Genomic DNA, 13185 nt, shown 5'->3' on the forward strand with positions numbered 1-13185 from the left:
CGGATTTGTTTTCGCCGGGCATGAAACCCACATGCCGATGGCGCTGCGCCGATCCGGAGCCGACATGACCGCCAATACACCAACCATAGTCACCTTTGCCATCTACCTGCTGGGCATGCTGCTCATAGGTTGGGCGGGATACAAAGCCACGTCCAACCTGTCCGACTACATCCTGGGCGGGCGCAGTCTGGGCTCGGTGGTCACGGCGCTGTCGGCCGGAGCCTCGGACATGAGCGGCTGGCTGCTCATGGGCCTGCCCGGCGCGGTATTTGCCACCGGCCTGTCGGCCTCGTGGATTGCCATCGGCCTGTGCGTCGGTGCCTGGCTCAACTGGCGCTTTGTGGCGGCACGCCTGCGCGTCTATACCGAGAAGGTGGGCAATGCGCTGACATTGCCCGATTACTTCACCAACCGCTTCGAGGATGGCAGCAGCCTGCTTCGCATCGTCACGGCGCTCGTGATTCTGGTGTTCTTCACCGTCTACTGTGCCTCCGGCGTGGTCGCGGGCGCCCGACTGTTCGAGTCCATGTTCGGCATGGACTACCAGACAGCCCTGTGGGTGGGTGCCGTGGCCACCATGGCCTATGTGTTCATCGGCGGCTTTCTGGCCGTGAGCTGGACCGACACCATCCAGGCCTCGCTGATGATCACCGCACTGATCCTCGCGCCGCTGATGGTCATCTATGCCGATGGTGGCGTGGGTGCCAGCGCGGCCATCATCGAAACTGCGCGCAGCGGTGCCTTCGACATGTTCCAGGGCCAGGGAGCGATCGCCATCGTCTCCTTGCTGGCCTGGGGTCTGGGCTACTTCGGCCAGCCTCACATTCTGGTGCGCTTCATGGCGGCCGAGTCGATCAAGACCATTCCCAACGCGCGCCGCATCGGCATGAGCTGGATGATGCTGTGCCTGGGAGGCGCCGTGGCCGTGGGCTTCTTCGGCATTGCCTTCTTTGCCAGCCGCCCCGATATTGCGACAAACGTCAACGGCAACCATGAACTCGTGTTCCTGGAAGTCGCCAAGTTGCTGTTCAACCCCTGGATCAGCGGTGTGCTGCTGGCCGCCGTGCTGGCGGCCGTGATGAGTACCCTGTCCTGCCAATTGCTGGTCTGCTCCAGCGCCCTCACGCAAGATATCTACAAAACCTTTCTGCACAGGAACGCCAGCCAGAAGCAGCTGGTCTGGTTCGGCCGTGCCATGGTGTTCGCGATTGCCGTGATCGCCATCCTGATTGCGCAGGACCCCCAGGCCAAGGTGCTGGGCATGGTCAGCAATGCCTGGGCCGGCTTCGGCGCCGCCTTCGGCCCGCTGGTGCTGATCTCGCTGCTCTGGGCCCGCATGACACGCAACGGCGCGCTGGCCGGCATGGTCGTGGGCGCGGTCACGGTTCTGGTCTGGCAGCATTACCAGTGGTTCAAGCTCTATGAGATCGTTCCCGGATTTGCGTTTTCCGCTATCGCAATCATAGCAATCAGCCTGCTGGACAAAGAGCCCTCGGCCACGATCATGGCCAAGCACCGCGAGGTGGAGGCTGAAATCGCTGCCCACGGCGAATAAGCACTTTGGCCTCAGAGAAAGCCCTGTACGGCACTGCTGGCAGGGCTTTTTTGTCGCCAAGGCGATCAGGACGCAACCTCTAGGGGCCGTGAGCGGCCTCTCTCAGAGTGCACAAAAAATAGGCGCAACTTGCATTTTCAGGGCCTATCCGTCACACTTACGGGTCGAAATTTCAGGCATTACCTGAGATTCTGAAAGGTTTAGTGAATGCTCAAGGCCGCTGCAGCCAAGGTATATCAGACGGGTTTAGCGTTGATGCTGGGTGCCGCTTTTGCGCTGGCATCCCCTGCGGCTTTGGCGCGCAAAGCGCCGGAAGTCGGTGCCACCGTTCCCGGCTTTGAGACCGTGAGCCTGGCCGAACTGCCGCGCGAAGGCCGCACCACCTATGGCCGCATACTCCAGGGCGGCCCGTTCTCCAGCGACAAGGACGGCACGGTATTCGGAAACCGTGAGCGCATACTTCCGCGCCAGGCCAGAGGCTATTACCGCGAATACACCGTGCGCACGCCAGGCGCGAAAAACCGGGGTGCGCGACGCATAGTCTGTGGCGGCTTGCAGCCCCAGGTGCCCGATGCCTGCTTCTACACGGGCGACCACTACAACAGCTTTCAGCAAATCGTCCAATGAAGTTAAAAGATGCCCTCCAGGCCCGCCACACAGCGGCTTTTGACCTCTTGAATTCCGCAGCGGCGGTTTGCGCAGACAGCCTACAGCGCTGTCAGTACCGACTCTGCCACCAGTTTTGATGTTTTTAGAAAGAATCACGGAGATGGACACGCCACTTCGTAAGCCCTCGGAAACACCGTTGCGCAATGTTCGCCCGAACATCGTGCAATCCATTCGCGCCTATCGCATTCCTGATCTTCAGGCAGCAGCAGAGGCGCTGGGCTCCCATTTCCTTTATGCCAATCTGGCCCATGCCCAGACCAAGGCCGATGTTTTCGAGCTGCTGTCCACCCAGTTCTACCTGCCGGCACACTTTGGCAAGAACTGGGATGCGCTGTATGACTGCATGACCGATCCGATCAACAAATCCGGCCCGCAACCCGGTTTTGTGGTGGTGCTCGACCAGATTCCGACCACTCCCAAGTTCGACAAGGAAGTGCGCGAGCAGTTGCTGGACGTGTTCCGCGATACTGCGGACTTCTGGGCAGAGCGCAAGATTCCCTTCCGCTGCTTTTACTCATTCCTATAGGTCGGCTGCTGCGGCGCACACGACACCAAATGCCCGCCTTGAATGCGGGCGTTTTTGCTTTCAGAACCAAAGGCTCAGGCTGTGCCGCCCTGAGCGGCGGACTTGAGCTGCATCCACTTGCCCATTGCAATCACCAGCACGGCGCCGCAAGCGGCCGCTGCGTAATGCGCCCAGGGATTGATCCGTACAAAACCTTCGAGCATATGGTCGCTGGTGATGGTTTCGCCGGCCACCCAGCCAATCAGTGCCGCGCCCAAAGTGACGATGACCGGAAAACGCTCCATCAGCTTGATCATCAGCGTGGAGCCAAAGATGACCAGCGGAATGCTGATGGCCAGGCCCAGAATCAGCAGCAGCATATCGCCGCCCGCTGCAGCAGCCACGGCGATCACATTGTCCAGACTCATGACCAGATCGGCGAGCAAAATGGTGCGAACGGCAGCCATCATGCCCTGCCTGGCCACGCTGCCGGAATCCTCTTCTTCATCTTCGCCCTTGAGCAGGCCCACGCCAATCCACAGCAGCAGCAGGCCACCGATCACCTCGACGAATGGCAGCTGCATCAGCTTGGCTGCCACCACCGTCAAGGCAATACGCAACACCACGGCGGCACCCGAGCCGAGCAGCACCGCTTTTTTCTGCTGCTGCGGCGGCAGGCCACGTGCGGCCAGAGCGATGACCACCGCGTTGTCACCCGAGAGAATGATGTTGATCCAGACGATCTTGAACAAGCCGATCCAGAAATCGGCACCGAGCATGGCATCCATGGAAAATATTCCTGAGTTCTCTGTCCGTTGCACCTTGAACGGACAAACGCCCGGCATTGCAAAGCCAGGCGTGATCAATGCAGGGAAGTTTAGCCAACTGCCTCCTGGAGCCGCTATCGGCGTATTGCTTCTGACGTCATGGGAATTGCAGGCCACGGGGTTCGCTTCCGTTTTGGGACAGACTCCGCAGGCACCTCAAATTACCAGTTTTCAGTGATAGCCAAGCGACTTGATCTCGGTAACAGTGGGATACGAAAACCAGCGGCACCTCACACAATATGGCAGAGACTTTTTCCCTCCCTACAGAGTCCATTCTCCCCAGCCCCTTGATCGTGGTGGAGGATGAGCCGTTGATCCGCAATCGGCTGGAAAGCATTTTGCATGGCCTCGGATATGCGGATGATGCTCTCATCTTTGCTGCAACCCTGGGGCAGGCACGCGCCCGGCTGGCGGAGCATCCGGTCGCCATGGCACTGGTGGACCTGGGCTTGCCCGACGGCAGCGGCATAGAGCTGATCAGCCAGTTGCGCGCCGCCGACCCCGGCATGGGAATTCTGGTCATCTCCGCCTGGAGCACCGAGGATGCCATTCTGTCGGCGCTGCGTGCCGGGGCCAACGGCTATGTGCTCAAGGAGCGCGACGACCTGGAGGTCACCCTGTCCATACGCAGTGTGCTGCGCGGTGGCGCCCCCATCGACCCTTTCATTGCACGGCGCATCATTGCCGAGTTGCAGCCTTCCCAGCCCACGGAAGCACACAAGGAGATGCCGCCCGAAGCCCTACTCAGCGCCCGCGAAATCCAGATCCTCAAGCTGGTCGCAGACGGCATGACCAACCGGGAGATCGCAGAGTCGCTCTTTCTCTCGCGCTACACCGTGGAATGCCATGTGAAGAATATTTACCGCAAGCTGGCCGTGCCTTCGCGCACCAAGGCGGTCAGCGAGGCCCGGGCACGCGGTTTGCTGAGCTGAATGTTCAAGCGGTCGGCTCTCTTGCTGCGCCTGATATTTGCGCTCGTCATGGGCTGGAGTTGCGGCGTGGCATGGGCACAGGAGCTCAGGCCTCAGGACCTGCTTTGTGAACCGCGCATTGTGGCTCGCCAGTCGGCCAAGGCACTACCCGAGGGGCCTCCACCCGATGCGGCCTTGCTGCAATGGGTGGATGTGCCGGGGCTGGATGACTGGAGTCAACGCTGGCCCGGCTATGACGGTGCCGCCTGGTACCGCATCGATTGGGAGAGCCCCTGCGGGCGCGATCAGCCCGTGGCGCTGGCCGTCGTCAATATCGTGATGGCGGGCGAGGTGTTCGTGAATTCAGAACTGATCTGGCGCGATCAATCGCTGGTGGAGCCGCTGAGCCGCAGCTGGAATATGCCACGCTACTGGCTGCTGCCCAAGGCGCTGCTCAAGGAGCAGGGCAACAGCATCTGGGTGCGCGTCCACGGGCTCAGCAGCCAGACGCCAGGCCTGGGGCGGCTGCGCATAGGCCATCCAGCCGAGCTCAAGCAATGGACGGCGCAGGCCACCTGGAACCTGCGCACCATTTATATGGTCTGCATCACGGTCAGCCTGGTGCTATGTCTGCTGTTTTCGTTTGCCTGGCTCCACAACCGCAATCAAAAACTCTATGGCTGGTACGCACTCAATCTGATGTGCTGGGCACTGATGCTCTGCTTTATGGTCATGACTGATCCCTGGCCCTTCAGCAGCACGCCGGCCTTTGCCAAGGGCAATTTGCTGGTTTTCATTGCCTTTACCTACACCTTCTGCATTTTTACGCTGCGCTTTGCGGAATTACGCCTCATGCGTCTGGAACGTACGCTGGCCGGCATATGCAGCCTCTGTGCTGTATTCGCCCTGTCTGTGCCCGATGCACAGATGGCGCTGAGCCAGGCCGTCTGGCTGCTGATGTTCTGTCTTTGCGCTCTGGTCTGCCTGCTGTTTCCACTGCGCGCGCTGCAGACACGCACGCCAGCCCACATCGCTTTCAGCCTCTGCTTCGTGCTCTACCTGGCCATCGGCGTGCACGACCTGCTGCTGCTGACCAAGACCCTGGATCACAATCTGACGCTGACTCCCTACACCACCTTGCTGAGCATGCTGGTGATCGCGTGGTTGCTGGGGCGGCAGGTCGTGTGGAATATGCGCCGCATCGAGCACTTCAACCACGAACTCAGTCTCACCGTCACACAGGCCTGCGACGACCTGAGCCAGACCCTGGAGAGGGAGCACCATCTGGCTCTGAGCCACTCCCGCCTGCAGGAACGTCTGCGCATTTCCCAGGATCTGCACGACGGTCTGGGCGGCTCTCTGGTGCGCTCCATTGCACTGGTCGAGCAGAGCAGCGCCCCTTTGCCCAATGCCCAGGTGTTGTCCATGCTCAAGCTCATGCGTGACGACCTGCGTCAGATGATTGATACCGGCACCAGCACCGCCATCCAGGTTCCCGAGACACCCATGCAGTGGCTTGCTCCGCTGCGCCACCGCTTTGCACGGCTGTTCGAGGAGCTGGACATTCAGGTGAAGTGGTGTCTGCCCGAATACTGGACTCACGCGCCCAGCCCCATTCAGTGCCTGACCCTGACCCGCGTGCTGGAAGAGGCATTGACCAATGTCATCAAACACAGCCGCGCCAGCCAGGTCCAGGTTCGGCTGGAGATTCCCGACGCCAGGGAGTTGCAGCTGCAGATCGAGGACAACGGCACGGGCTTTGATTTGGATAGCACACAGATCAACAGCATGGGCGTGGGCATGCGCAGCATGCTGGCGCGACTGGAGCGCCTGCAAGGCACTCTGGTCATACAGTCCAGCCCCGGCCGCACCGAGCTGCGAGCCAGCCTGCCCCTGTTCGGCAAGGTGCAACGTCACACCGAAGTACAGAGCGCCGTGCCGTCTCCCCAGAGCATCTGGTAACTGCGCTAAGCTTTCTGCATGCCCCTGCTTATCGACGGAACACCGCATGAAGACGGCGTCTTCAACCTTGAGCTGACGCCTGACGCGCCGCACAGGCTCAAAACCAGCCCCGGTCAGGGCAGCCTGACCCTTGGCCCCAGGACGCTGTTGAGAACAGCGGACCTGTGGCTGCCTGCCGACGCCTGCGTGCTCTGGTCCTGCTTTGACCCCTTTGCCACGCCCGCCGGCTCGCCCTGGCCACGCAGCTTCTACTACACGGGCAATGACAGCGGCTTCTTCACATGGGCGCAGCTGCGTACTATCGAAAACTTCAGCTGGTACCCACAGCTGCAGCAAGATGTACATATCGACGCCAGCCAGTCACAGATTCGCGAACTGAGCATTCATCTGCAAGCGGGCAATCAGGGCCACATCCACCTGAAGCTGCCGCAGCAGGGCATGCGCCTTCATCTGCATGGCAATCTGGAGCAAATCACCGTCACCGCAGGCCTGCCTGAAAGCCTGAGTTTGAGCCCGGCCACCAGCAAGAACCCGGCCGGCGAAGCCTTCCAGCTGCCCGACATGGGCTGCCTGAAACAGGTCACCACGCTGGAGCTGAGCAATGGAGCGGGAAAGCAACCCATTTCGCTGCAAAACCTGCTGCAGTTTTCGAAGCTGGAATCGCTCTCCCTGTGGGGTAACCACAGCGATTTGGCTCAGCTTTCATCATGTACGCAGCTCAAGGCGCTATCACTGCGTTTTATGCGCCATCTGTCGGGACTGCCTGCGCTGTCGACCTGGCCGGAGCTGGACTTCTTCATCGCCTACAACGTGGAAGAAGCCACTGGCAAACACCTGCGCCAGCAACTCAAGGATCGTGCCAAGGCACGACCCTGGGCTGACTACACATCCGTCAGCCAGTTGCGCAAGCCCGAATGGTGGGCCAAGGAATATGGGCGTCCATTTGCGGGCTGGCCCGCGGCCCGCGCCAGGATTGCGCATGCAGCTTATGAGCTGGCAGAGCAGGAAATTGGCGCGGCCAGCAGCCTTGGTCATGTGCAAGCTGCACTGACGGCCTTTGCCGCCCGCTTCAACACGGTCAAGGGCATTGAAACCAGCGAACGTGAAGACCTGGGGCTGGCCGTGCAGCAGCTGGCACAACTACCTGCGGCGCTGGCTCTGAAGCTGACGCATGAGCAGGCCCAGCAGTGGTTTGATGAAAACCGCGATTACTAGCGATTACCGAGTGGCCGCAGGGTCGACCTGCGCAATGATGCCGCCGCCCAGGCAGACATCGCCGTCATAGAGCACGGCGGACTGACCAGGGGTGACAGCCCACTGCGCTTCGGGAAAGTCCAGACGGAAACCGGCCTCCGTGGCCTGGGAAATCAGCGCCGGCGAATCGGGCTGACGGTAGCGGGTCTTGGAGCCGTAGGCCTTGCCCTCGGCCGGAGCATGGCCGGCCACCCAGCTGACCTGATCGGCCAGCAAGGCATGTGACTGAAGCAGCGGATGGTCATGGCCCTGCACCACGCGCAGAATGTTCTTGTCCATTTCCTTGCGCGCCACAAACCAGGGCGCATGGTCGCCCGCACCACGGGCCGCGCCCTTTTCCTTGACGCCGCCAATGCCCAGACCCGAACGCTGCCCCAGCGTGTAGAAGGACAGACCCACATGCTTGCCCAGCTTGCGGTTGCGGTCGTCGAGGATGAGACCCGGCTCCTTGCTGATGTAGCGGTTCAGAAAGTCTCGGAACGGGCGCTCGCCAATGAAGCAGATGCCCGTCGAGTCCTTCTTCCTGGCATTGGGCAGGCCGATCTCTTCGGCAATGCGGCGCACCTCGGTCTTGTGCAGCTCGCCCACGGGGAACATGGCCTTGGACAGCTGGGCCTGGTTCAGCCGGTGCAGGAAATAGCTCTGGTCCTTGCTGTTGTCCAGGCCCTTGAGCAGCTCGAACAGCTGGGTGGACGGATTCTGGCGCACGCGTGCATAGTGGCCGGTGGCAATCTTCTCGGCGCCCAGACGCATGGCGTGGTCGAGGAAGGCCTTGAACTTGATCTCCGCATTGCACAGCACGTCCGGATTGGGCGTACGACCGGCCTGGTACTCGCGCAGGAACTCTGCGAACACGCGGTCCTTGTAGTCGGCGGCGAAGTTCACATGCTCGATCTCGATGCCGATCACGTCGGCCACGGCCGCCGCATCGACAAAGTCGATATTCGACGAGCAGTACTCGCTGTCGTCGTCATCTTCCCAGTTCTTCATGAAGATGCCGACGACCTCGTGGCCCTGCTGTTTGAGAAGATAGGCGGTGACGGCGGAATCCACACCGCCCGACAAACCCACCACGACACGCTGCTTGTTGCTCATAGGTATGCGATTATCCCAGCGCCCGTCAACTGCTGCGGGCGTGAGGATTTGCCATGGAACTGCGCCAGCTGCGCTACTTTGTACGAATTGTTGAACTGGGCTCCATGAGCCGGGCGGCGCTGGATCTGGACATGGTGCAGTCGGCGCTGAGCCAGCAGATCAGCCGCCTGGAGTCGGAACTCTCGACCCGGCTGCTGCAGCGCACGCCGCGCGGCGTCATCCCCACCGAGGCCGGCCAGGCCTTTTTTCACCAGGCCCAGCTCACCCTGCGCCATGCCCAGCAGGCCATACATGCGGCCCAGCAGGCGCGGCTGTCGGGCGCCGTCAGCATGGGCCTGTCGCCCACGATTGCGAATGTGCTGGGCCTGCCGCTGATGCGAGCCATGCGCGAGCGCTACCCTGAGGTGCGCCTGCACATGGTGTCAGCCCTCTCGGGGCATCTGACCAGTCTTCTCAACGCCAGACAGCTGGATCTGGCTATCCTTTTCGATACTCAGAGCGCCCGGCGATGGAGCGTGATGCCGCTGCTCGAAGAACAGCTGTTTCTGATTCAGTCGCGCCAGCAGCCTGTGGCGCCGCAGATTCAGCATGAAGTGCCCATCAGCCTGGAGCAGTTGCAGCAAGTGCCGCTGATCCTGCCCTCGGGCAGCCACGGCCTGCGCAGCTCCATCATGGCCTCGTTCACCAGCGCCGGTGTCCAGTCGCAGATGGCCATGGAAATCGACTCGCTGTCCCTGCTGATGGAAGCGGTCGCTGCCGGCATGGGCGCCACAGTCCAGCCCTGGTCGGCCGTGGGCATGTACCGTGATGCTGCCGAGCGTTTTCAGTGGTCGCAAATCGCCGATGACTCGGTGCGGCGCAAGGCCGCGCTGTGCAGCCTGTCCGACGACGAGCTCTCGCCAGCAGCTCTTGCCGCCCGCGTAGTGCTGATGGATTGCGCACGCCAGTTGGTGCAGTCAGGAGTCTGGCGCGGCGCCTCCCTGACGGATTGAGCGCGCTCTCCAACAGCCGGCATGCGACGGTGCAGCCGGAAATCAGAACCCGGGCCCTGACAGCGCTTACGTAATTTCCACAGCAACTTTGTTGCCATGTGAAGCTCATACCTGGTGGCAAACCTAGATCTTCATTACAACATTGCTGTTGCGCCCCCTGGGCCGCATCTCGACATCCATCTTGCACCCCGCCGACGGCGCCAGCCTACAGCGGGTGCGAGTGCGCTTTTTTAATATGAGCCTTGCCTCGTGCTGGATGTGAAGTGCGCTTCAGGACAGCCAGCCAAAACCAAGGTTCATTTATGACATCTCTCGATATTCAGCTGCTGCTGACCGCCCTGGTCAGCGTGCTGGTGCTGGTTGCATTAATTGTTTCACGCATCAAGCTGCACCCGCTGCTGGCCCTGCTCATCGTCTCGGTCGGCGTCGGCTTTGCCACCGGCATGGATCCGGAAACCATCGTCAACCAGCTGACCAATGGCGCGGGCAAAACGCTGGGCGCCGTAGGCGTCGTGATCGCGCTGGGCGCCATGCTGGGCAAGATCCTGGCCGATGCAGGCATCACCGAGCAGATCGCCGAAGCCATTCTCAGGCACTCCTCCGATCGCATGATCCCCTGGGCCATGACCCTGGTGGCCTTCATCGTCGGCATTCCGATGTTCTTCGAGGTCGGCCTGGTGGTCATGCTGCCGCTGATCTTCAGCGTGGCGCGCAAGCTGGAAGGCCAGGCCCGCTTCAAGGGCTCGGCCTATGTCTACGTCGGCGTGCCCGTGATCTCGGCACTGGCGGCCATGCACGGCATGGTTCCGCCCCATCCCGGCCCCCTGACCGCCATCGCCACCCTCAAGACCACGGTCGGCCCGACCATGCTGTACGGCTTTCTGGCGGCGATTCCGGCCATGGTTCTCGGCGGCCCGCTGTATGGCGCCTTCATCGCCCCGCGCATGAGCACCAAGCCCGACCAGGCCTTGCTGGACCAGTTCACCATCACCGAGAAAGCCACTGCCGGCCAGCAGCCCAGCATTGCCCTGGGCGTGCTGGCGGCCCTGCTGCCCGCCATTCTGATGCTGATCCACGCCGTCGCCGAGATGCTGCTGCCCAAGGATGCGGCGGCCATGCATGTGGCCAGCTTCCTGGGCAACCCCCTGATCGCCATGCTGCTGGGCGTGCTGTTCGCCATCGTGGCCCTGGTGATGGCCCGTGGCGGCGATACCGAAAAGCTGCGCGACGCGCTGGGCAAGAGCCTCAAGCCGATTGCCTCCATCATCATGATCATTGCCGGTGGCGGCGCCTTCCAGCAGATGCTGACCAGCGCCAAGGTCGGTGATGCCATCGTCCATCTGACCCAGCAGTTCGCCTTCCCGCCGCTGATCCTGGGCTGGCTGATCGCCATGCTGCTGTCCGTTTCCACGGGTTCGGCCACCGTGGGCATCGTGGGCGCTGCCGGCCTGCTCGCGCCGCTGGCGGGGGCCGACCCCAGCCTGAACCTGCCCCTGCTGGCCCTGTCCATCGGCTGCGGCTCGCTGTTCTTCAACTATGCCAACCACGCCGGTTTCTGGATGGTCAAGGAGTCCTTCGGCATGACCATGGGCGAAGCCACCAAGACCATCTCGGTCGTGCAGTCCATCGTGGCCGTGGTGGGCCTGCTCATGGTGCTGCTCTTCAACGCGCTCGTCACCGTGCATTGAGGCTGGCCGGGGCTGCAGCGCAGCGGCCCTGGTGCCTTCCTCCGGGGTTGCAAGCCGTGGCGCAAGGCCGCATCGCGCCGCCTTCGGCCTGCGGCACAAGCAATCCATCACGATTGGTGATACCCCCATCCCCTAGCCCCGCTGCACGGGTGAGGCTGTGCTCACTACAGTGGCGTTCAACTCCAATCTGACCCTGTCAACCGCGCTCCGGCAGCGGGGATGACAGAGGACATTTCCCCACGTTGAACCGCTGCAGGCACCGCCCCGTGGCAGCCCATCATGAAAACTGAAGCCTTTGACACCGATGTACTCGTCATCGGTGGTGGCAATGCCGCCCTGTGCGCCGCGCTGATGGCGCGCGAAGCAGGTGCCCGCGTGCTGCTGCTTGAATCTGCACCGCGCGAATGGCGCGGCGGCAACTCCGGCCACACCCGCAATCTGCGCTGCATGCACGACGCTCCCCAGGACGTGCTGGTCGAGGCCTATCCCGAAGAAGAGTACTGGCAAGACTTGCTCAAGGTCACGGGCGGCATCACCAACGAGCATCTGGCGCGCATGGTGATCCGGGCCTCCTCGACCTGCCGCAACTGGATGCGCAGGCATGGCGTGCACTTCCAGCCGCCGCTGTCGGGCGCGCTGCATGTGGCGCGCACCAATGCCTTCTTCATGGGCGGCGGCAAGGCGCTGGTGAACGCCTATTTCCGCAGCGCCGAAAAGCTGGGCGTGGAAATCCGCTACGAGTCGCCCGTGGACAAGCTCGAAATCGAGAACGGCCGGTTCCAGGCTGCCTGGGTCAAGACCAAGGATGGCAGCCAGCGCATCACGGCCAAAAGCTGCGTGCTGGCAGCGGGCGGCTTCGAGTCCAACCGCGAATGGCTGCGCGAGGCCTGGGGCCAGAACGAGCGCGGCGAATGGCCGGCCGACAACTTCATCATCCGCGGCACGGCCTTCAACCAGGGCCTGCTGCTCAAGCATATGCTGCAAGAGCAGCAGGCCGACGGCCTGGGCGATCCCACGCAGGCGCACATGGTGGCCATCGATGCCCGCGCCCCGCTGTACGACGGCGGCATCTGCACGCGCATCGACTGCGTATCGCTGGGCGTGGTGGTGAACCGCGATGCCCAGCGCTTCTATGACGAGGGCGAGGACTTCTGGCCCAAGCGCTATGCGATCTGGGGCCGTCTGGTAGCCCAGCAGCCCGGCCAGATCGCCTACTCCATCATCGACAGCAAGGCCATAGGCCGCTTCATGCCGCCGGTGTTCCCCGGCGTGAAGGCCGATTCCCTGCCCGAGCTCGCGCAGAAGCTGGGTCTGGACGTGGACACCTTCATGGCCACGCTCGACGCCTACAACGGCAGCTGCAAGGTCGGCCATTTCGACCATACCGCGCTGGACGACTGCCACACCGAAGGCCTGGCTCCGGCCAAGACGCACTGGGCGCGCCCGCTCGACACCGGCCCCTACTACGGCTATGCGCTGCGCCCCGGCGTGACCTTCACCTATCTGGGCTTGAAGGTGGACGACACCTCCGCGGTGCGCTTCAAGGATCAACCCAGCCAGAACCTGTTCGTGGCCGGCGAGATGATGGCCGGCAATGTGCTGGGCAAGGGCTACACGGCCGGTGTGGGCATGTCGATCGGCACGGCCTTTGGCCGCATTGCCGGGCGCAATGCTGCTCTCGCGGCTGCCGGCAAACCCGCTATCCATGGCGCCGTAAAGGACTGAAA

The 13185-nt window shown here is 62.3% G+C and carries 12 protein-coding genes; 10 read left to right on the top strand and 2 right to left on the bottom strand.

Features of this window, described 5'->3' with window-relative positions; genetic code table 11:
• Nucleotides 1–64: 64 nt before the first annotated feature.
• The 3 genes from putP (at nt 65) to ACWGXF_RS04075 (ending at nt 2750) form a co-directional block, all read left to right on the top strand.
• Nucleotides 65–1555: a sodium/proline symporter PutP gene (gene putP, locus ACWGXF_RS04065; RefSeq protein WP_440588468.1), complete on the top strand. Its 1491-nt coding sequence runs from the start codon at nt 65–67 to the stop codon at nt 1553–1555.
• A 207-nt stretch (nt 1556–1762) separates the two neighbouring features.
• Nucleotides 1763–2182, top strand: coding sequence for a ribonuclease domain-containing protein (locus ACWGXF_RS04070; RefSeq protein ID WP_003066953.1), 420 nt, complete (start codon nt 1763–1765; stop codon nt 2180–2182).
• 142 nt (nt 2183–2324) lie between these two features.
• Nucleotides 2325–2750 carry a barstar family protein gene (locus ACWGXF_RS04075; protein WP_003072350.1) on the top strand — a complete coding sequence of 142 codons (426 nt, stop codon included), beginning with the start codon at nt 2325–2327 and terminating at the stop codon, nt 2748–2750.
• 74 nt (nt 2751–2824) lie between these two features.
• Here the strand turns inward: ACWGXF_RS04075 and ACWGXF_RS04080 are convergent, their stop codons facing one another.
• A complete protein-coding gene (locus ACWGXF_RS04080) occupies nt 2825–3517 on the bottom strand; it encodes a TerC family protein (RefSeq protein WP_256629190.1) in 693 nt (230 codons plus the stop codon).
• On the opposite strand from ACWGXF_RS04080, the gene ACWGXF_RS04085 reads away from it, so the two are divergent.
• From ACWGXF_RS04085 to ACWGXF_RS04100, 4 genes are all read left to right on the top strand, one after another.
• A complete protein-coding gene (locus ACWGXF_RS04085; protein ID WP_256629192.1) occupies nt 3516–3734 on the top strand; it encodes a hypothetical protein in 219 nt (72 codons plus the stop codon). The genes ACWGXF_RS04080 and ACWGXF_RS04085 overlap by 2 nt on opposite strands.
• A gap of 61 nt (nt 3735–3795) precedes the next feature.
• Nucleotides 3796–4488, top strand: coding sequence for a LuxR C-terminal-related transcriptional regulator (locus ACWGXF_RS04090; RefSeq protein WP_039050329.1), 693 nt, complete (start codon nt 3796–3798; stop codon nt 4486–4488).
• Nucleotides 4489–6429 (top strand): sensor histidine kinase, encoded by a 1941-nt coding sequence (locus tag ACWGXF_RS04095; RefSeq protein ID WP_256629194.1) that lies wholly within the window; start codon nt 4489–4491, stop codon nt 6427–6429.
• Between the two features lie 18 nt (nt 6430–6447).
• Complete coding sequence (locus ACWGXF_RS04100; RefSeq protein WP_256629196.1) at nt 6448–7644, top strand: protein phosphatase 1 regulatory subunit 42; 1197 nt, start codon at nt 6448–6450, stop codon at nt 7642–7644.
• Nucleotides 7645–7647: 3 nt separating this feature from the next.
• Here ACWGXF_RS04100 and mnmA read toward each other — a convergent pair whose 3' ends face one another.
• On the bottom strand, nt 7648–8778 hold the full coding sequence (gene mnmA / locus ACWGXF_RS04105) for a tRNA 2-thiouridine(34) synthase MnmA (RefSeq protein WP_087865968.1): 1131 nt from the start codon (nt 8776–8778) through the stop codon (nt 7648–7650).
• A 53-nt stretch (nt 8779–8831) separates the two neighbouring features.
• Here mnmA and ACWGXF_RS04110 point away from each other — a divergent pair, with 53 nt between their 5' ends.
• From ACWGXF_RS04110 to tcuA, 3 genes are all read left to right on the top strand, one after another.
• Nucleotides 8832–9770 (top strand): LysR family transcriptional regulator, encoded by a 939-nt coding sequence (locus ACWGXF_RS04110; protein WP_256629199.1) that lies wholly within the window; start codon nt 8832–8834, stop codon nt 9768–9770.
• Between the two features lie 302 nt (nt 9771–10072).
• A complete protein-coding gene (locus ACWGXF_RS04115) occupies nt 10073–11458 on the top strand; it encodes a GntP family permease (protein WP_256629201.1) in 1386 nt (461 codons plus the stop codon).
• Between the two features lie 279 nt (nt 11459–11737).
• A complete protein-coding gene (gene tcuA / locus ACWGXF_RS04120) occupies nt 11738–13183 on the top strand; it encodes an FAD-dependent tricarballylate dehydrogenase TcuA (RefSeq protein WP_256629203.1) in 1446 nt (481 codons plus the stop codon).
• The last annotated feature ends 2 nt before the right edge of the window (nt 13184–13185 follow it).

The sequence above is a fragment of the Comamonas sp. HJ-2 genome (assembly GCF_053615495.1).